General features: G+C 54.5%; 18 protein-coding genes and 1 tRNA gene. 13 read left to right on the forward strand and 6 right to left on the reverse strand.

The genetic code is table 11. The features are described 5' to 3' along the window. Positions 1 to 6: 6 nt before the first annotated feature. From tssJ to yjfF, 5 genes are all read left to right on the forward strand, one after another. On the forward strand, positions 7 to 537 hold the full coding sequence (tssJ, locus tag LT85_RS11605; protein ID WP_038488847.1) for a type VI secretion system lipoprotein TssJ: 531 nt from the start codon (positions 7 to 9) through the stop codon (positions 535 to 537). Positions 538 to 1,287: 750 nt separating this feature from the next. After that, positions 1,288 to 2,268, forward strand: coding sequence for an ABC transporter substrate-binding protein (locus LT85_RS11610; protein ID WP_038488849.1), 981 nt, complete (start codon positions 1,288 to 1,290; stop codon positions 2,266 to 2,268). 127 nt (positions 2,269 to 2,395) lie between these two features. Then, a complete protein-coding gene (locus tag LT85_RS11615; RefSeq protein WP_038488851.1) occupies positions 2,396 to 3,955 on the forward strand; it encodes a sugar ABC transporter ATP-binding protein in 1,560 nt (519 codons plus the stop codon). A gap of 71 nt (positions 3,956 to 4,026) precedes the next feature. Then, positions 4,027 to 5,112 (forward strand): ABC transporter permease, encoded by a 1,086-nt coding sequence (locus LT85_RS11620; protein ID WP_437177298.1) that lies wholly within the window; start codon positions 4,027 to 4,029, stop codon positions 5,110 to 5,112. Then, positions 5,109 to 6,116 (forward strand): galactofuranose ABC transporter, permease protein YjfF, encoded by a 1,008-nt coding sequence (yjfF, locus tag LT85_RS11625; protein WP_038488854.1) that lies wholly within the window; start codon positions 5,109 to 5,111, stop codon positions 6,114 to 6,116. The genes LT85_RS11620 and yjfF overlap by 4 nt, the downstream gene beginning before the upstream one ends. A gap of 56 nt (positions 6,117 to 6,172) precedes the next feature. Here the strand turns inward: yjfF and LT85_RS11630 are convergent, their stop codons facing one another. After that, positions 6,173 to 7,816 carry an acyl-CoA synthetase gene (locus LT85_RS11630; RefSeq protein ID WP_038488857.1) on the reverse strand — a complete coding sequence of 548 codons (1,644 nt, stop codon included), beginning with the start codon at positions 7,814 to 7,816 and terminating at the stop codon, positions 6,173 to 6,175. A gap of 120 nt (positions 7,817 to 7,936) precedes the next feature. Here LT85_RS11630 and LT85_RS11635 point away from each other — a divergent pair, with 120 nt between their 5' ends. The 4 genes from LT85_RS11635 (at position 7,937) to LT85_RS11655 (ending at position 10,837) form a co-directional block, all read left to right on the forward strand. Next, positions 7,937 to 8,620: a Crp/Fnr family transcriptional regulator gene (locus LT85_RS11635; RefSeq protein ID WP_038488860.1), complete on the forward strand. Its 684-nt coding sequence runs from the start codon at positions 7,937 to 7,939 to the stop codon at positions 8,618 to 8,620. 272 nt (positions 8,621 to 8,892) lie between these two features. Beyond that, a complete protein-coding gene (locus LT85_RS27530; RefSeq protein WP_052135098.1) occupies positions 8,893 to 9,492 on the forward strand; it encodes a helix-turn-helix domain-containing protein in 600 nt (199 codons plus the stop codon). 498 nt (positions 9,493 to 9,990) lie between these two features. Further along, positions 9,991 to 10,371 carry a hypothetical protein gene (locus LT85_RS11650; protein ID WP_038488863.1) on the forward strand — a complete coding sequence of 127 codons (381 nt, stop codon included), beginning with the start codon at positions 9,991 to 9,993 and terminating at the stop codon, positions 10,369 to 10,371. Between the two features lie 151 nt (positions 10,372 to 10,522). Beyond that, positions 10,523 to 10,837: a hypothetical protein gene (locus LT85_RS11655; RefSeq protein ID WP_038488867.1), complete on the forward strand. Its 315-nt coding sequence runs from the start codon at positions 10,523 to 10,525 to the stop codon at positions 10,835 to 10,837. Positions 10,838 to 10,942: 105 nt separating this feature from the next. Here LT85_RS11655 and LT85_RS11660 read toward each other — a convergent pair. From LT85_RS11660 to LT85_RS11670, 3 genes are all read right to left on the reverse strand, one after another. Continuing rightward, positions 10,943 to 11,029, reverse strand: a tRNA-Leu gene (locus LT85_RS11660). A gap of 124 nt (positions 11,030 to 11,153) precedes the next feature. After that, positions 11,154 to 11,687, reverse strand: coding sequence for a cysteine hydrolase family protein (locus tag LT85_RS11665; protein ID WP_038488870.1), 534 nt, complete (start codon positions 11,685 to 11,687; stop codon positions 11,154 to 11,156). A 95-nt stretch (positions 11,688 to 11,782) separates the two neighbouring features. Next, positions 11,783 to 12,133 carry a DUF805 domain-containing protein gene (locus LT85_RS11670; protein ID WP_038488873.1) on the reverse strand — a complete coding sequence of 117 codons (351 nt, stop codon included), beginning with the start codon at positions 12,131 to 12,133 and terminating at the stop codon, positions 11,783 to 11,785. A 666-nt stretch (positions 12,134 to 12,799) separates the two neighbouring features. Here LT85_RS11670 and LT85_RS11675 point away from each other — a divergent pair. Then, entirely contained in the window at positions 12,800 to 15,448 is a 2,649-nt protein-coding gene (locus LT85_RS11675; protein ID WP_253273719.1) for an autotransporter family protein, read from the forward strand. A 123-nt stretch (positions 15,449 to 15,571) separates the two neighbouring features. Here the strand turns inward: LT85_RS11675 and LT85_RS11680 are convergent, their stop codons facing one another. Continuing rightward, complete coding sequence (locus tag LT85_RS11680; protein ID WP_038488879.1) at positions 15,572 to 15,820, reverse strand: H-NS histone family protein; 249 nt, start codon at positions 15,818 to 15,820, stop codon at positions 15,572 to 15,574. Between the two features lie 276 nt (positions 15,821 to 16,096). On the opposite strand from LT85_RS11680, the gene LT85_RS11685 reads away from it, so the two are divergent. Both LT85_RS11685 and LT85_RS11690 read left to right on the forward strand, forming a co-directional pair. Beyond that, entirely contained in the window at positions 16,097 to 16,492 is a 396-nt protein-coding gene (locus tag LT85_RS11685; protein ID WP_038488882.1) for a hypothetical protein, read from the forward strand. 174 nt (positions 16,493 to 16,666) lie between these two features. Beyond that, the gene (locus LT85_RS11690; protein WP_038488885.1) at positions 16,667 to 16,981 is read left to right on the forward strand and encodes a hypothetical protein; all 315 of its coding nucleotides are present in this window, start codon (positions 16,667 to 16,669) and stop codon (positions 16,979 to 16,981) included. A 15-nt stretch (positions 16,982 to 16,996) separates the two neighbouring features. On the opposite strand, the gene LT85_RS11695 is transcribed toward LT85_RS11690, so the two are convergent. Next, on the reverse strand, positions 16,997 to 17,344 hold the full coding sequence (locus LT85_RS11695) for a hypothetical protein (protein WP_038488888.1): 348 nt from the start codon (positions 17,342 to 17,344) through the stop codon (positions 16,997 to 16,999). A gap of 284 nt (positions 17,345 to 17,628) precedes the next feature. On the opposite strand from LT85_RS11695, the gene LT85_RS11700 reads away from it, so the two are divergent. Further along, positions 17,629 to 18,462: an isocitrate lyase/PEP mutase family protein gene (locus tag LT85_RS11700; RefSeq protein ID WP_038488892.1), complete on the forward strand. Its 834-nt coding sequence runs from the start codon at positions 17,629 to 17,631 to the stop codon at positions 18,460 to 18,462. Positions 18,463 to 18,521: the final 59 nt, after the last annotated feature.

Raw genomic sequence — 18,521 nt, forward strand, 5'->3', positions numbered from 1 at the left:
AATTCCATGCGTTTTACTTCTATCGTTGCCGTCTGCACCAGCTTGATATTGTCCGGCTGCGGCGCCTGGCAGGCAGTATCAGATACCACTGTCAACGCGACTAAAGCGGTGTTCTACAAGCAGGTCAAGGTACTCAACGTTGATTTCAAGGCGCGCGATTCGCTCAATCCGGACGAAAAGCAAAAACCGTTGTCGGTAGTTGTGCGCGTCTATCAACTGAAGGACCGCAAGGCGTTTGACACGGCAACCTACAACGATCTGCTGAAAAATGACAAAACAGTGCTGGCGCAGGATTTGCTGGATTCGCACGGCCTGGTGCTCAATCCCGGAGGCGCTGCCAGCCTTTCGCAGTCGATGCAAGCAGACACCCAGTATGTTGCGGTAGCCGTGTTTTTCAGGGATGCCACGATTGATGCGAACTGGCGCCGGGTCGTGGCCAAGAAGTCGTTATCGGCCGATGATCCGCTTAAATTCGAATTGTTCGATAACGAATTGATCGCTGCGACAGATGTCCCGCAGGAACGTCCGAACAAGTAGGGTAGTTGTTGCCGTCATCAATAGAATTGCATTTTTCTTGTTACCAGGACTTACGCAAAACCGCCCTGATCGCGTTGCATCTCCTAGCCGACCATTCGTACTGTCTTCGTCGAAGCGTCTTGTCAGGACGATTTTGCGTAAGTCTTGGTTACAACTAGGCCCTTTGATGAAGATCGTGCGATCTAGTTTGTTCTGTCGCTGGTCCGCCATACGCTTTTGAAGTTTGCAGCAGACTGACGCTGCAATGGTGCAACCTCAGTAAGTGAATTGCCTAATTGGAAAAAATTGCAAAATCTATCTGATTGCTATTATTTGTATGGTGAATATCTGGTATCACAACAATCAAGCAGACTGATATGCTGCAGTGCGATATAGTGCTTCTGTCTCCTCCAACACCTCATAAGGTTTGGATTCAAGCCCGCAACGAAAGTTAGCGGGCTTTTTTTTGTTCGGCATTTTGTTGGCGGCGTTACCGCGTTTGACTGAATGTGCGTTTCTCACATAAAACACCGTCTAATTTGATTTGTTCAGTGATTAATTAGCATTTCCAGCAAATAGATACTCAAAAATGTATCTGACAGGCAAAAAAATTCATTAGCTAGTCTTCGATTTCCGTCCTAGTATGGTGCGCGCCATCTCCTGAAAAACTCTTTATATGATTAAAAATAAGACAGGGAATGGCTGGGCTGCGCGGCTCAACATAGCGATCTGCGTCGCACAAAAATGCCGATAAATTAACGGAGACAAGCAATGAAAATGACACGCAGAACGGTGCTGAGCGCGGCCCTGAATTTAAGCTTGAGCCTGGGATTGGGATTCGGAATTGCAGCCAGTGCTTATGCCGACAAGCCCTTGGTCCTTGGTTTTTCGCAGGTTGGTGCTGAAAGTGAATGGCGCACTGCGAATACCGCGTCGATCAAGGATGCGGCGAAGCAGGCCGGCGTGACATTGAAATTTGCCGACGCCCAGCAAAAGCAAGAAAACCAGGTGAAGGCGATTCGTTCGTTCATTGCGCAAAAAGTCGATGTCATTGCCTTTTCCCCGGTCGTCGAATCGGGCTGGGATACCGTGTTGGGCGAAGCGAAAGCCGCCAAAATCCCGGTGATCTTGACCGACCGTGCGGTGGACGCCAAGGATAAATCGCTGTACGTCACATTCATCGGTTCTGACTTCGTTGAAGAAGGCCGCCGCGCCGGGCGCTGGTTGCTGGAGCGCGCCAAGACCATGCCGGCCGGCGATATTAATATTGTTGAATTGCAAGGTACGGTTGGTTCAGCGCCGGCGATCGATCGCAAGACCGGTTTTGCAGAAACCATCGCCGCCAACCCGAATCTGAAGATTATCCGTTCGCAGACCGGCGACTTCACCCGCGCCAAAGGCAAAGAAGTGATGGAGGCCTTCCTCAAGACCGACGGCAAGAAAATCAACGTGCTGTACGCCCACAATGACGACATGGCCATAGGCGCGATCCAGGCCATCGAAGAGGCCGGCCTGAAACCGGGCAAGGATATCCTAGTGATCTCGGTGGATGGTGTCAAGGGCGCGTTTGAAGCGATGATGGCGGGCAAGCTGAACGTGACGGTAGAGTGCAGCCCGTTGCTTGGACCGCAGTTGATGAAGGTGGCCAAACAGGTTGTCGCCGGCGAGACCGTACCTAAGCGCATCACGACGGAAGAAAGCGTGTTTCCGGCTGAAGTCGCCGCCAAGGAGTTCCCGAACCGCAAATACTGATAGCGGATGCTAGTCGCGGCGCAGTGGTTGGAGCTGGACTTCCGCGCTGCGGTATTGGATTCGGTGGCGGACAGGTAGATGCCGCCATCTTGCGTGAGAAACCTGGGATCGCAAGCGCATGGATACAATGGCAATAAACGCTGCCGGTACAGCGCCGGACAGCGTCGCCCCAACGTTAGAACTCAGTGGCATCTCCAAGGCGTTTGGCGGCGTAAAGGCGCTCAGCGACGTCGCTCTGCGGCTTTTCCCCGGCGAGGTACACACGCTGATGGGGCAGAATGGCGCGGGCAAGTCGACGCTCATCAAGGTATTGACCGGAGTTTACGAACCTGATGGTGGTCAGATTCTGTTACATGGCGAGCAGGTGCGGCCGTCTTCAACTCTGGGGGCACAAAACCTTGGTATCAGTACGGTGTATCAAGAAGTCAATCTGTGCCCCAATCTATCGGTAGCCGAGAATATTTTTATCGGCCGTTATCCGAAAAAATACGGGGCGATCGACTGGAAGACTATGCAGCGGCAAGCGCAACGCTTGCTGGACGACCTGCAAATCAAGCTGGACGTTGCCGCGCCGTTGTCCAGATATCCATTGGCGATCCAGCAAATGGTGGCGATCTCGCGGGCGCTAAGCATTTCCGCCAAGGTGCTGATTCTCGATGAGCCCACCTCCAGTCTCGACGATGCCGAAGTCAAGCTGTTGTTCGATGTCTTGCGCAAGCTGCGCGGGCAAGGCATGGCGATCTTGTTCGTTACACATTTTCTGGAACAGACTTACGACATTTCCGATCGCATCACGGTATTGCGGAATGGCGTGCGCGAAGGCGAGTATCCGGCATCGCAGCTCAGTCGCCTCGATCTGGTGAACAAGATGGTTGGCTTGCAAGCGCAACCGCCAGTGGATTCAGGCATTGCTGCCGGCCATGCCGGGCCAGTCGCCGCTGGCGTCCAGGATAATCAGCCCAGCGTGTTGCAGGCGCGAGGGTTGGGGCGCAATGGCGTGCTGGCACCGCTGGATCTGGATCTGCGTGGCGGCGAGGTGTTTGGCCTGTGCGGTTTGCTGGGTTCGGGCCGTACCGAAGCGGCGAGGCTGTTGTTCGGCGCCGACAAGGCCGATAGCGGTAGCATCCAGGTGAAAGGCAAAGCTGAAAAATTCCATTCGCCGCGTGACGCTATCGCGGCCGGAATCGGTTTTTGTTCTGAAGATCGAAAAAAAGAGGGCGCCATACTGGAGCTGTCGGTACGGGAAAACATTATCCTGGCGTTGCAGGCACGCGCCGGATTGCTGCGCGTTATCCCGCGCAAACGGCAACTCATGCTGGCCAACGATTATGTGAAATGGCTGGGGATCAAAGTCCCGGACATCGAAACGCCGATCAGTTCGCTATCGGGCGGCAACCAGCAGAAAACCTTGCTGGCGCGCTGGCTTGCCACCGATCCGGCAATACTGATCCTGGACGAGCCGACGCGCGGTATCGATGTCCGCGCCAAGCAGGAAATCATGGATCATGTGATCGCGCTGTGCCGCAAAGGCATGGCGATCCTGTTCATCTCGTCTGAAATTCCAGAGGTGTTGAGGGTCAGCGATCGGATGCTGGTGTTGCGTGACCGTAAAGCTTGCGGTGAATATAAACGCGGGGAGCTGGATGACGATTCAGTATTGCAGGTGATCGCAGGAGAGTGCGAGTGAGTATGCCATTGCATCCTGAAGCCATTAAAGAAACCGGGCCGGCGAGAATGGAAATTACAGGCCACGCACCAATGGGACAGCTATCGATGCTTTTACGGCACCCCTTGTTTAGGCCGTTGGCGGCGCTGGCGTTGTTGCTGGCTGTGGATTTTTTCCTGGTCCCTGGTTTTTTTCGGCTGGAGTGGAAGGATGGGCATCTCTACGGCAGCTTGATCGATATCGTCAACCGCGCCGCACCATTGATGTTGACTGCGCTTGGCATGACCCTAGTGATCGCCACACGCGGCATCGATATTTCGGTGGGGGCAGTGGTGGCGATATCAGGCACGGTCGCCGCATTACTGATTGGCGGCACAATGCAGATACATAATGGTGTGCCGGAATATGTCAGTCGTATTCCGATGGGATGGGCCATCCTTGCGGCGCTCGGCGCGGCCATCTTGTGTGGTGTCTGGAACGGTTTCCTGGTCGCCACGCTGGGATTGCAACCGATTATCGCCACCTTGATCCTGATGGTCGGCGGCCGCGGCCTGGCGCAGTTGCTGACGGATGGCCAGATCATCACGGTGTATTACAAGCCATTTTTCTATCTCGGCAGCGGCTATCTGTTTGGCTTGCCTTTTTCTTTGTTTATCTCCATCGGCGTTTTTCTGGTGGTGACCATGTTGATGCGCAAGACGGCATTGGGCTTGTTTATCCAGGCGGTCGGCATCAATCCGGTAGCGTCGCGGTTGGCTGGCATCCGAACCGCCGCACTGATTTTTTTCGTCTATATGTTTTGCAGTGCTTGCGCGGGCGTCGCCGGGCTGATGATCAGTTCGAATATCAAAAGCGCGGACGCCAATAACGCCGGGCTGCTGATGGAACTGGACGCGATTCTGGCGGTAACCTTGGGCGGCACCTCTTTAGGCGGCGGCAAGTTCAGCTTGGTTGGCAGCGTCATTGGTGCGTTGATCATTCAGGCATTGACCTATACGATTTATTCGATGGGCGTGCCGCCGGAAGTCAATATGGTGGTGAAAGCGGTGGTGGTGTTTGCGGTCTGCCTGTCGCAATCGAAGGAATTCCGTCACTTGATGCCACGCCTATTTGGTGGCGCATCCAAGGTTCGATTCAAGAGCCGACTCAAGGCCAGAATGCCAGGCGAAAAAAAATGATGAAAACACCGCGCTCCTTGCTTGCGTCCCCGTATTTCACTTCACTGGTGACCGTTGCCTTGCTGGTGATCATGTTCGGCCTGGGTTCTGTTGCCTATACCGGCTTCTTTTCTTTGCAGGTTGTGCTTAATCTGTTGATCGATAACGCGTTCTTGCTGGTGATTGCGATCGGCATGACATTCGTGATCCTGTCCGGCGGCATCGATCTTTCGGTGGGTTCGGTGCTGGCCCTGACCACCATGATTTCCGCCTATCTGCTGCAATCCTGGCATTGGCCGCCATTGCTGGTGATTGGCTGCGTGCTGTTGGTCGGCAGTGGCTTTGGCGCCGCGATGGGAGCACTGATTCATTTTTTTAAACTGCAAGCGTTCATTGTGACATTGGCCGGTATGTTTCTGGCGCGTGGTTTGTGCTATCTGATCAGCATCAATTCCATCGCCATCGATCAACCTATGTATGTGGCGCTGTCGCAAGGCAGGATAGGCATATTCGGCGCTTTCGTCTCGCCCAGCGTACTGATCGCCGTGTTGATGCTGGCCTTGGCGATTTACCTTGCGCACTACACTCGGTTCGGGCGTGCTGTTTATGCCGTCGGCGGCAACGAACAATCGGCGTTGCTGATGGGCTTGCCGGTCGGCCGCACAAAGGTGATGGTCTACGCTTTCAGCGGTTTTTGCGCCGCGCTGGCTGGGGTCTTGTTCTCGTTCTACATGTTGTCCGGCTACGGCTTGCACGCACAGGGCACTGAACTGGATGCAATCGCGGCAGTGGTAATCGGTGGTACCTTGCTCACGGGAGGTTACGGTTATGTCGCCGGGACCCTGACCGGAGTGCTGATCCTGGGGCTGATCCAGACTTTGATCGCATTCGATGGCACGCTGAGTTCGTGGTGGACCAAGATTGTCATTGGCGTGCTGCTGTTTGTCTTTTGCATGGCGCAACGACTGTTGTCGCTGGGCGCGCTCAGGAGCGGATCAGCGCCGGCTACAACTGCGGCTGGCTGAGGGAGCCGCAGTCGGTTACACATGGCGATCAGATCCGTACTTCCCTGAGCGCGAACTTACCCGTTGTTCTCATCAATCGCAGAGCTTGAACGTATCCGCTTGCGCAATTCGAATTTCTGGATCTTGCCGGTGGAAGTTTTCGGCAACGGCCCGAAATAGATCGCCTTGGGCGTCTTGAATCCGGCCAGGATATTTCTGCAAAAGGCAATCAAGGCTTCTTCGGTAAGCGTGCTGCCTTCTTTCAGTTCAACAAAGGCGCACGGCGTTTCGCCCCACTTTTCGTCCGGTTTGGCGACTACGGCGGCGGCCAGCACGTCGGGATGCCGGTACAAAGCGTCTTCGACTTCGACGCTGGAGATATTTTCGCCACCGGAAATGATGATGTCCTTGCTGCGGTCCTTGAGCTTGATGTAGCCGTTTTCGGCGATCACGCCAAGATCGCCGGTATGGAACCAGCCGCCGGCAAAGGCGTTGTGGGTGGCTTGCGGATTCTTCAAATAACCTTTCATGCAGATGTTGCCGCGAAACATGATCTCACCGATTTCTTTGCCATCGGCGGCGACCGGCTGCATGGTGTCGGGATCAAGTACAGTTATTGCGGTTTGCAAGTGATAGCGGACTCCCTGATGCGATTTCTTTTGGGCGCGCTCATCCGCTGTCAGCGTGCTCCATTCAACCTGTTCAGCGCAGACTGAGGCCGGTCCGTACACTTCGGTCAGGCCATAGACATGCACCAGGTCGAAGCCCATGGCTTCCATTTTAGTGAGTACCGCCGGTGGCGGCGGGGCGCCGGCAACCATGCCGCGTACTTTGTCTCGTATCCCCTGGCGCCAGCTTTCCGGTGCGTTGGCCAGCGCGGCATGGACAATCGGCGCTGCACAATAGTGGGTGATCTTGTGTTCCCGGATCAGGTCGAACACCAGTTTCGGTTCGAACTTGCGCAGGCAGACATTGACGCCAGCGCGCGCTGCAATCGTCCATGGAAAACACCAGCCGTTGCAGTGGAACATCGGCAACGTCCAGAGATAGACGGCATGTTTAGGCAGGTCCCATTCCAAGATATTCGAGATCGCATTCAGTGCGGCGCCGCGATGGTGATACACCACACCCTTGGGATCGCCGGTGGTGCCAGAGGTATAGTTGAGAGCGATCGCGTTCCATTCATCGGAGGGAAGCCGCCACTGGAAACAGGGATCGCCGCCGGCCAGCAGGCTTTCGTAATCGGTATTGCCGAATGCAGGATCGTCTGGCCCCAGGATATCGTTGACCGCCACCACGTACAGACCGTGAATCTGTTGTGCAAGCTGTCGCGCGGCATCGGCGAATTCGCTATCGGCCAGCAGCACCTTGGCTTCGCCATGGCGCAGCATGAACGCCAGCGAGGCCAGATTGAGCCGGATATTCAGGGCGTTCAGCACCGCACCGGCCATCGGCACGCCGAAATGCGCCTCCACCATGGCCGGCGTATTCGGCAACATGACCGCCACGGTATCGCCGTTTTCCACACCCAGTTTGCGCAGGCCGCTGGCCAGCCTGCAGGCGCGCTGATAGGTCTCGCGCCAGTTCTGACGCACAGGACCGTGCACGATTGCCAGGCGATTGCCGTATACTTCGGCGGCGCGTGCGATAAAGTCAATCGGGCTCAATGGCGCAAAATTGGCAGCATTCTTGCCGAGCCCGGAATCGTAGTCAACCGTCATGATGTGTGTCTCCTGAGGAAATAAACATTCTCCCGTTTATTACGGGATGTATTGGGCCTAGCCTATCACTTACTACTAAAACGGTTTGTCGTTTCGATGACAGCATTGGAGATTATTCAGATGAGCATCAGTGTCGGACAGCTAGTGACTTATGACTGGTTTACTGCACTTACTCCTGCTCACCAGTCGCTGGTGCAGTCGGGCGCCGTATTGCAACGTTTCTCTGCCGGCGAATTCATTGCGCATCGCGGACAGCCATCGCAATATTGGATCGGGGTTCACAGTGGTTTGATCAAACTCGCGGTGTACAGCATCGAGGGGCGCGGTGCGACGTTTTCCGGCGTGCCAGAGGGTGGCTGGTGCGGTGAAGGGAGCGTCATCAAGCGCGAACTGCGCAGGTACGACGTGATTGCGGTTAGAGAGTCAGATGTCATGCTGGTGCCGACGGAGATTTTTCACGTATTGCTGGCGGAAAGCTTGCCCTTTACCGCCTTCGTGATCCGCCAGTTGAATGAGCGTATGGGCCAGTTTATCGCGATGATCCAAAACGAGCGGCTGCTGGGCGTCGATGCCCAGGTAGCGCAAGCAATCGCGCAATTGTTCCATCCCATGCTGTATCCGCGTACTTCGGCGGTGCTGGAGCTGTCGCAGGAAGAGATCGGTTTGCTCACCGGTTTATCGCGGCAGCGCGTGAACCAGGCTCTGCGCCACCTGGCCGATTTGCAGCTGATCAGCATTTCCTACCAGTCGATCCGGGTTGTCGATTTATCCGGCCTGCATAGTTACGGCTTGTCGGAACTGTGACCGGCCAGCCAGTCTCGCTTTTGAATTCCCATTGCTCAGCGGAATTGAACCATTTCTGCACAGTAACTGTGTGGCATTTTGAAGAATTTTTAGAAGATGGTTTAGCGATAATTTCAGCATCAAAAAAAATAAATAAATTAGCTTTGACAATCTTCAACATTTGATTTTTGGGTAATCTGAAAGTGCAATATTTAGATCTCCCAAACGCAGTCTGACGCGGAGCATGAAAGAATTTATTCGCATGCGTCACAACGATATGAATATCCAGAACTATGTTGAGCGAGCGCACTAAAGCAAAGCTAAAGATCTCTGCTGAAACGACAGGCAATTCTTCTGCGAATGCTGATCCCACTTTCCTGTTGAATGCACTCATGGCCAAATTGCATTTGACATATGACGCGGATCTGTGTCGCCTGCTGGGTGTGCAGCGACCGACCATGAGTAAAATCCGTCACGGCAGGCTCCCCGTCAGGGCATCGCTGCTGATGAGGATGCATGTGGCAAGTGGCCTGAAATTTGATGAGCTCTACACCTTGTTACAGGGACGGCCTGTTTGCGCTTCGCCGGACACGGAATCGCGTGAAAACAAACCTGGGCAGTTCAAAAAAATGTTGCCGGCGGTGAGATTGCCTGTCGTGGGCGAAACGACAGAGGAAGTCAATCGACTGCTAGACGCATTGAAGGATCTGTTATGTGTAACAACAGATACCGGTCTCAGTTACAAACTGGGGGTTGCGGGACCAATTATCAGTCACATTCGTTGTGGTCATAAGAGGATAGGTGTCTCACTGCTAGTGCGGATGTGTCACACCACGGGAATGAGTCTCAACGCGTTGCGTAGCCTCTTGAACGGTACGGAACCAGCGTCTTAAAAAATATCAGGTTGATCATCAGTTTTACCTTGCGTTGGCCGGGGCAATATCGGCGAAATGCAAGAGGTATTAGTGCAGCTAGTCACACCCAAGGTGGTGCATGCGCGCAGCGATAGTGACAGTGGCTATACGGCGGATTTGATTTCCACTTTGGCAGTCATTTGCGCAAAAAACGCTTGGCGACATGGTTATCAGGTCAAGGTGGATTCGACGTTCATTCCAACCGAATGGATACCGATGGAACCGCTCACACATTACGATAATCACTATCGTTTTTTTAAATGAATGCTCTAGGCTATTTTCCGCAATTTAAAAAGCACTATCCGCAAGGTAAATCGAGTAACGCATATGCGAACACGTCGAGCACTCTTTAAAGAGTACTTCGATTGCAACGTTTTTCCCGCACCGGACAAGGTTACGATCGTCTGCAGCCTGGACCAGTTGGCAATGTGTTTGCTGTGCCTAATTTCAAGTCGAGCGCTGAGTAATAGGGGGCCTATGGGTTACGATATTTACATTACAAGAAAAGAAAATTGGTTTGACAAATTGGGATCGGAAATTACCCTTTCTGAATGGATTGCGTTTGTGGGGAGTGACCCAGAAATGCGGCTAGATGGATATGCAGAGGCCGAAGTAGGTCAGGGGAAAATGCTTAGAGTTGAAAGTGCAGGACTTGCGGTCTGGATTGCTTACTCAAAGCATGGTAAGGACGGAAATATGGCTTGGTTCGATTTCAGGAGGGGTAGTGTGGTGGCAAAGAACCCAAGCCCAGAAATAATTGCAAAAATGTCGTCAATAGCTCGAGTGCTTTTGGCAAAGGTGCAAGGAGATGAATGTGAGCTTTACGGAATAGATGGGAATGTAATTGCACAGCGTTGACCGATTTCTGCTACTTAGCTTGTAAGTGGCATCGTGGCGCGTCTGATAAGGACGCCGTGGGGTGGTCGGAATAGCATTCTGCGATGGATTTAACTAGTACAAAATGAAGTTGTATAAAAAATATTAGATTTATAACGAAATCAATAAAGATATGATAAAGAACATTTCCTCCGATACGTCCACAAGTAACAAGCTCGATCATCAGACTACGTATGATCCAAACAATTTGCTTGATGCACTGATTGAAAAATTGAAATTGAAAAATGATGCGGCACTGTCGCGATCGCTCGAAGTGGCGCCGCCTGTGATTAGCAAAATCCGCCATCGCCGTTTGCCAGTCGGTGCATCGTTGCTCATTAGAATGCACGAAATCAGTGATTTAACTATAAGTGAGTTGCGCGCGCTGATAGGGGATCGCCGTCGAAAATTCCGTATTAGCGATAAACAATTTAAGCCGAAAGTTTGAAATTCACGCGCTTAATCCAAAAAGACAGAAGTACGTTTTGCGGAAACTTTCTATTTTGCGGAAAAGATAAAAAAAAGCTCTCATCGCTGAGAGCCTTTTAGATATTGGTGCCCGAGGCCGGACTTGAACCGGCACACCCTTACGAGCGAGAGATTTTAAGTCTCTTGTGTCTACCGATTTCACCACTCGGGCATGTTTGCAGTTTTGAAGAAATCTGCAAAAAAGTATCGACGTTAATTGCTTGCGATACTGGGCAGGGCCGAATTTTAACAGGTTCTTATGGCTAAGGCCATCTTCTCGTGCGCCTTGATTTTTGTCAGAAATGCAGCTCTACGGTGGCGACGGCTTTGATTTTTCCGTCAAAACTATCGACATTTTGTAGCGTCGCATTTTCGTGGATCCTGATCTGCTGGCCGGTGGCGTGCGGCTTGTCATGCGTGGTGTGGGCATCGGCTGCGAGAGTAACTGGATATCCCAGTGCGGCAGCGCTCCTGACGGTGGTGTCGACGCAGAATTCCGAGGCGTAGCCGCAGATGACGAGCTGATCGACGTTTTGCGCCGCTAGCAGTTCCTGCAATCCTGTGCGGAGGAATGAATCCGATGTCTTCTTGCGCAGCTTGATATCGCTATTCTTCACCTGCAATCCGGGCTGCAACTGCCAGTTCGGGGAATTGTAGGCAAGCTCATCGTCCGGCGTTTCATGCTGGATAAAAACCACCGGAGCGCCCACAGTGCGGGCTTTGGTGGCCAGGGTGTTGATGCGCTCAATTACGGTATCGGCTTCGAACGGCCGCGGGGTTTCCTCGAAAAGTCCATGCTGGACGTCGATGACAAGAAGGGCGGATTTCATTGTTATCCTGCTGGTGATGGGCGGATCGCTCCGCTGGTTTCCCATTATACGGCGCTCGCCTCGAGGCAAGGCAGGCGCCGTTGTGCGCCTGATGCTCAGGTTTCCGAAAGCGCTTCGCTGGTTGGTGCTGCGCCGAATCTGTTTGGCTCTTTTGGTTCCTGCACCAGGAAATAGATGATGGCGATCCAGCCCAGGACGGGGATCAGTGCTATCAGCTGCCACCAGCCGCTTCGATCAGTATCGTGCAAGCGCCGTGTGGCCACTGCGATGGAAGGGAGCAGGGTAGCAAGTGAAAAAAGTCCGCTCAGCTTATAGCTGATGGCATCGGCCACAATGGTCGCCAGCACTATAAAAAGTACGAACCACCAGTATTCGGAGCGTGAAGCCCTGCCGTTGAAATCGATGTACTTGGAAAAGCAGACTTTGATCGATTCTATGAATGTCATTTCTATCCCCCTGAAATTGTGCCGGCATGACTGCCCCCGTTGTTGGTGACAGCAGGATTAGCCATGGATTTTGATATGGTTACCAGACGGTAATAATAGCAAAAGCTACAGCGATTCCTATAAAAATGTTGGTCTGTCGCAAATGTGTGCATATTGCAACACTACCGATTTGCCGTCTTATCCCCGTCATCTCTTGCTAAACCCTATTTGCAATGTGATTTTCGCGTGGTTATACGACTGTGAAAATATATCCATTGGGAAATATTTTGTTAAGAAAGGTTAATTCGCGCAAAACGCGCGCATACTAAATTGCCACAAAGAAATGTTTGAGATTGTCATTATAGATGCACGACTGAGTATGTGAATGCAATAGGCCGATATGCCGATCATTGATCGGATTGAAGTTAAAGCACATATGGGGGAGGCGTTATGGCAAAAGAAATATCTCGCCGGGGATTGTTGTCGATCATCTCTATTGTTGCCGTATCAGTAATGTCGGGTTGCGGAGGAGGGGGCGGTGGCAGCAGCAACCCGAATCCAGCCTCCACTCCAGTGCCAAGCGCTCCGCCGCCTGCTACGACTCCCACTCCGCCAGTAACTACCCCCGCTCCACCCGGTAATACTAGTTCGGTACCGCCACCGCCGGTGGTGACACCGACGCCCGCCATGTTAAATGTACAAGATCCGAGCAATACCGCAACCGCTCACGCGCAGGGCTTGACTGGGACGGGAGTGACGGTGGGCGTGGTCGATACCGATTTCGATGTGAGCGATCCACAGTTTGCAGGGCGTATCAGCAAGACTGTCTATAGTTCTACCGGCACCGATGGCAATATGCACGGAACGGAAGTGGTCGAAGCGTTGGCGGGCAATACGCTGGGGGTGGCCCCGGGCGTGCAGATACAGGCTGCGGCTGCCGGTACCACCGGCGATAATGTGCTGCTTAATAGCCAGATATACCAGGACCTGTTCGCCAAAGGCGTGCGTATTTTCAACCAGTCCAATGGCATCAGTGCAGTCGGTGCTACGGTAGGTCAGGCGCTGGCCTTGCATAACCTGTATCAGCCGTTCGTTGCCCAGCATGGATTGTTCATTTGGTCCACGGGTAACGACGGCGCGGCCCAGCCGAACCTGAACGCTAGCCTGCCGTCCATGTTTGCCGACCTGCAAACCGGCTGGCTAGCCGTGACGGCCGTCAACGCCGCCGGCGGCGGCAACGGCTATTCCAGCAGCGACACGGTGCCAGGCATGATTTCCAGCTACGCCAACCGCTGCGGCGTCGCCGCCAACTGGTGCCTGGCTGCACCGGGGGATTTCATTTCCAGCAGCAGCGGTGGCCGTGTCTTCGGCACCTCCTTTGCCGCACCCGCCGTCACCGGCGCGGCGGCGCTGGTGCAGCAGGCCTTTCCCTGGATGAACGCCGACCTGATCCGCCAGACCATCCTCTCGACCGCGACTGACATGCACGATACGGCGACCTATGGCTGGGGTTTGCTCAATGCCAGCAAGGCAGTCAATGGCCCCGGATTGTTTGCGCAGAGCCTGGCGCTGGGTCCCAACGTCAATGTCCAGTTCGATAACGCCGCGTCGGTGTTCAAGAACAATATCGGTGGCGATGCCGGCTTGAACAAGAGCGGCAGCGGCCAGTTGACGCTGGCCGGCAACAATACTTACCTGGGCGATAGCAATATCCTCGGCGGCACCCTGAATATCACCGGCGCCGTGGCCGCCAATGTGAATATCGGCAGCCTCGGCAATCTGGCCGGCGATGGCGGCACCGTCCACGGCAATGTCAACAACAGCGGCCGCTTCACCAATAGCGGCGCTGGCCTCGCTATCGGCGGCAATTATGTGGCGACGCCGAACGCGGTGCTGGCCAACCAGCTCAATACGACCTTGGCGGTGGGTGGTGCGGCGATCCTCGGCAATTCTCATCTGATCGCCACCACGCCAGCCGGCAACAGCAATCCTTCCGGCTATGTGACGCAGCAAGCAGGCACCCCCAGCAAGATTCTCACAGCCACCGGCGGCGTCAGCGGCCAGTTCAGCGATCTCAGCTTTGAAGCCGATGGCGTCAGCTTTACGCCGGGCGTGTTCATTGCTGCGAGCTTGTCGTATCAGGCCAAGGAAGTGGATTTGCAGATCAGCCGCACCAATGTCGCTGTCGTGGCGGCGCAAGCCTTCGGCAGCGATGCGACCCGCAACAACGCCGCCGTCAACCTGGAAACCGGCCTGAAAGCGGCAGACCAGATGGTCGCCAGCGGCAACACTGGCGGGACCAATGGGGAATTCCTGGCCAGCGCCGCAGCGATCCAGAAGAGCGCCAGCGTGGCGGTAGCAGGGCAGGTGCTGGACAGCCTATCCGGCCAGATCCATGCCTCGGCGCAAGCCTTGACCTTCCAGCAGTCGCAGGCGATCAACCGCGACCTGGCGAACCGCCTGGCGATGCTGGGCAGTCAGCCCGGCGACCCGGACGGCACCGGCCTCTGGGTCAGCACCATCGGCGCTTCCGGCAAGCTGGAGCAGAGCGGATTTGCCACGGGCGATACGTCCTTGTGGGGCGGCCAGTTCGGCGTCGATACCCGGCTCGGCGACGGCACCATCGTCGGCGCCGCGCTCGCCTATTCGGACAGCAAGGCCAGTTTCGACCGGCTGGGTGGGCAATCGAAGAGTCACGATACCGGCGTCTCGCTGTATGGCCGGCATGCCTTTGGTGAGCAGGGCTGGTATGTCTCGGGGCGGCTGGGCGCAGCGACGGTCAACAGCACGGTGACGCGCGAGGCCGTGATCGGTAATGGCACGCAGAAGCTGGGGGCGGGGCATACCGATAATCTATGGTCAGCTTATGCTGAAAGCGGCTATGTCTTGCCCTTATCCGGCAGCACCCGGCTGACGCCGTATGCGGGCGTGGCCTATGACCGGCTCAAACGTGGCGGCTTTACGGAAAGCGGCGGCGTCTTCGGCTTGACTGCAGCTAGCCAGGCGTACCAGCAAACGGCGGGGTTGCTGGGGGTGCGGGGCGACACCAGCTTCCAATGGGCTGGCGGGACCAGCGTATTGCAAGCCTACGCTGCATGGCAGCATGGATTCAACGATGGCAGCCTGGATTTCAACGCGGCTTACGTCGGTGCGCCGGCGGCGGGATTTACGGTGCAGGGGATCGGTTTGGCGCGCAGCACGGGCTGGCTCGGGCTGGGCTTGAATACGGCGGTGGATAAGCGCTGGGGCTGGTATTTCAACTACGACGCGCAACTGGGTGGCGGTGGCCTGCGCAATAATGTGCTGGCGCTGGGGTTGCGGTTTGGATTGGATTGATTGGATCAACTGGATCAACTGGATCAATATTTTCGACGGTTGCCATCGAAATCTGTTTTTTTAAGTTGGCTCAGCAATCCGAGCCGTCAATGGCAACCGTTCGATATCAATCGCTGCTTGCAATTACATTTCGCCGCCAGCCGACGCATCTTCAACGACAGGTGTCATCGCCGGCGTTTCTGCTTCCATCGCCGGCGAGGTTTTCATGATGCGTTTCTTGCCCATGAGACCCAGGTCCGCTCCGGTAATGCCGTATTCCTGCATTTTTGTTTTAATCTCGATGATGACGTCAGCAATCTCAGCTTGACGCAATTCTTCTGCCTGTTTCCTCAATTGTTCGATTTGTGCTTGCAGCTCTTTGTAGGTCGTCATTTCTATTGCTTTCTTTCTGCGTTTTGGACGAGTAAGTATACCGTAACCAGAGCGCCGCATTAAACGCCTGGCTATAGCGATGCCATTTTCGGCAGAAATTTCACCACCATTTTTCTTCGACTATTTTTTTGCCGAAAGAAGCATTTCATTTGATACATGTTGTTGCAATCATTACTGATTTGTATCGACCATTCCTGATGCGCAATCTATATTGAATACAGGGAGACACGGTTGTGCCGCTGCGTGCGCGGCGACATTGGAAGTTTGAGGTCTTGTATGAAAAAGTTATTGATTCTTTGGCTGGCCGCGGTTGCGCTGATGTTGTCCGGCGCCACGGGCTCGGCGTTTGCCCGCAACGGTGAATCTCATGGCGGAGGATTCCATGGCGGAGGATTCCACGGCGGTGGCGGTTTTCATGGCGGCGGCCCACAAGCAAATCACGGTTATCGTCGGTTCCGCGATTTCCACGGCCGCGGGGTGATAGTGATCGGCGGGCCTTTTTTCTGGGATCCTTATTACTACGATCCTGCGCTTTATCCGGCCGGCCCGGCGTATGTCGCACCTGACGGCGACTACAGCTACTATTGCTACAATCCTGCAGGATACTATCCTCAAGTGCCAAGTTGCCCGGGCGGTTGGCTGCGCGTGGTTCCGGGTGATCCTGCCTATTAGGTTTGAGCAGATCCAACTGATCGCTATTGACGAAAAACGCTATCCGCCGGATAGCGTTTTTTGTTTGGCGAGACAGAAAGCACAGTCCAAATTTTGGTTGCCTATCTTGCTGCCGGCAAACATGGCGGGTAACATGGTGCCTGGTTCATTCGACTTTCTATCCCGGAGAAATACATGTCAATTCATATGATTGAAGCAGTGCGTTTTAATGTCGAAGGTGACCGGGTCGAGGAAGTGCGCTGGGGGCGGGCGAAGCCGCAGGATGATGGTTCTATCGGATGGGAGCATAAAACGTCGGAGCAGGACGTTAGTCTGGTTGTCGACGCACTGCACTTTGGCGACGAAGTGGCGACGGCGTTTTCCGTTGACGGAAAAATCGTGCGCGGTCCCAGCATTGCACTGGTGATCCACGAACATGGCATAGAAGGGATCGGCATCGCGGAGCGCGATACATCCGGGCGCACCCTGGCCGACTTGCCGCGCTTTTAATACACATCAAGCCGCTTAGAAACTGTTGGAAGATGCCGGGCCTTGGCTGGTGCTGGTGTTGAGCCGGTTACCGACAGTACTGTCGTTGTGGGTCTCGCGCCACTGCTGGCGTTGCCATTCGAGTTCGCTCCATTGATCAACGCGGCGTTTTTCCCATTCATTGCGTTGACGCCAGACCGGAGCAATCGTCATCGCCGGCGGCGCGAGGAATAATGGCGCCGGATGCGTTTCCGCGCCATACAGCGCAGGTGGTGCAAAAATTGGCGCTTGGCCCCCGATGCCCGTGCCGCTGTCGGCGATAGCCTGGCCAGGAAGTCCTGCCGCAATTGTGCCTAGTAGTAATACAAGAAGTATCTTTTTCATATGGCCTCCCGCTTGACCAGCCCATCCGAAAAATAGATGGCAGTGAAGTGTTGCATGCGCGTCTTTCGGATTTCATTCTAGGAAACAAAGCGCAGCTAAGCTAATAGAGAATCGCTGCGAAACCGGGGTTTTGAGTATCTAGGGCAATCCACTGCGTGAATTAGTTGCTGGTGGCAATGTTTTATCGTCTGACGGTTATAAAATTGCTATATTGCATCAATGGCAAGCTTGGATTTTTCTTGTGGAAAATCCCGCAGAAACGATTTGATAATTGGAGATATTACATGCATGCCCAGATCGAGAAGGCTCGGATTTTCCAGCAATTGCACGGGCGCGAAGGCGCTTTCATCATTCCTAATCCATGGGATATCGGTAGCGCCAGGCTACTGGCTTTGCTCGGATTCGAAGCGTTGGCTAGCACCAGCGCCGGCTATGCGTTTTCCAGAGGCCTGCAAGATGGTGCCATCGGACGCGAGCAGATGATGACGCATCTGACCGAATTGGCAGCTGCCACCGATTTGCCGCTCAGCGCCGATCTGGAAAATGGCTTTGGCGACGCGCCGGAAATCGTGGCGGAAACCATCCGCTTGGCCGCACTGACTGGTATCGTCGGCGGCTCTATTGAAGATGCCAGCGGCCAGCGCGACGCACCAATTTACCCTCTGGAGCTGGCGGTCGAACGCGTGCGTGCTGCAGTGGAGGCGGTGGCTGAGTTGGATTTTCCGTTCATGCTCACCGCGCGAGCGGAAAACTATCTGCACGGTAGAAGCGATCTGACCGATACCATCAAGCGGCTCCAGGCTTATCAAGACGCAGGTGCAGATGTGCTTTACGCGCCGGGCTTGAAAACCAGGGAAGAGATAACCGCAATAGTCAGTGCGTTGGACAAGCCGGTGAATGTCGTCATGGGTTTGCAGGGTGTGCAGCTAAGCTTGAAAGAACTGGCGCAAATTGGCGTCAAGCGTGTAAGCGTCGGCGGTTCCCTGGCGCGTGCGGCACTTGGAGCGTTCCTGCGCGCCGCCGAGGAGATGCGCGAGCATGGGACATTTTCCTACGGCAATCAGGCAATCGGCACACGCCAGATTGGCGAAATGTTGCACGCCGCTAGCAAGCTTTAAGCTGCACAACACTGGATTAAGTTCTATGCTGCATAGAGGCGGCTTCAAACACATCTGGC

This window comes from Collimonas arenae (genome assembly GCF_000786695.1).
GTDB lineage: Bacteria > Pseudomonadota > Gammaproteobacteria > Burkholderiales > Burkholderiaceae_D > Collimonas > Collimonas arenae_A.

Coding starts and splice junctions, on each gene's coding strand:
- tssJ (WP_038488847.1), top strand. CDS start 7: ATGCGTTTTACTTCTATCGTTGCCGTCTGCACCAGCTTGATATTGTCC.
- LT85_RS11610 (WP_038488849.1), top strand. CDS start 1,288: ATGAAAATGACACGCAGAACGGTGCTGAGCGCGGCCCTGAATTTAAGC.
- LT85_RS11615 (WP_038488851.1), top strand. CDS start 2,396: ATGGCAATAAACGCTGCCGGTACAGCGCCGGACAGCGTCGCCCCAACG.
- LT85_RS11620 (WP_437177298.1), top strand. CDS start 4,027: ATGGGACAGCTATCGATGCTTTTACGGCACCCCTTGTTTAGGCCGTTG.
- yjfF (WP_038488854.1), top strand. CDS start 5,109: ATGATGAAAACACCGCGCTCCTTGCTTGCGTCCCCGTATTTCACTTCA.
- LT85_RS11630 (WP_038488857.1), bottom strand. CDS start 7,816: ATGACGGTTGACTACGATTCCGGGCTCGGCAAGAATGCTGCCAATTTT.
- LT85_RS11635 (WP_038488860.1), top strand. CDS start 7,937: ATGAGCATCAGTGTCGGACAGCTAGTGACTTATGACTGGTTTACTGCA.
- LT85_RS27530 (WP_052135098.1), top strand. CDS start 8,893: ATGTTGAGCGAGCGCACTAAAGCAAAGCTAAAGATCTCTGCTGAAACG.
- LT85_RS11650 (WP_038488863.1), top strand. CDS start 9,991: ATGGGTTACGATATTTACATTACAAGAAAAGAAAATTGGTTTGACAAA.
- LT85_RS11655 (WP_038488867.1), top strand. CDS start 10,523: ATGATAAAGAACATTTCCTCCGATACGTCCACAAGTAACAAGCTCGAT.
- LT85_RS11665 (WP_038488870.1), bottom strand. CDS start 11,687: ATGAAATCCGCCCTTCTTGTCATCGACGTCCAGCATGGACTTTTCGAG.
- LT85_RS11670 (WP_038488873.1), bottom strand. CDS start 12,133: ATGACATTCATAGAATCGATCAAAGTCTGCTTTTCCAAGTACATCGAT.
- LT85_RS11675 (WP_253273719.1), top strand. CDS start 12,800: ATGTTAAATGTACAAGATCCGAGCAATACCGCAACCGCTCACGCGCAG.
- LT85_RS11680 (WP_038488879.1), bottom strand. CDS start 15,820: ATGACGACCTACAAAGAGCTGCAAGCACAAATCGAACAATTGAGGAAA.
- LT85_RS11685 (WP_038488882.1), top strand. CDS start 16,097: ATGAAAAAGTTATTGATTCTTTGGCTGGCCGCGGTTGCGCTGATGTTG.
- LT85_RS11690 (WP_038488885.1), top strand. CDS start 16,667: ATGTCAATTCATATGATTGAAGCAGTGCGTTTTAATGTCGAAGGTGAC.
- LT85_RS11695 (WP_038488888.1), bottom strand. CDS start 17,344: ATGAAAAAGATACTTCTTGTATTACTACTAGGCACAATTGCGGCAGGA.
- LT85_RS11700 (WP_038488892.1), top strand. CDS start 17,629: ATGCATGCCCAGATCGAGAAGGCTCGGATTTTCCAGCAATTGCACGGG.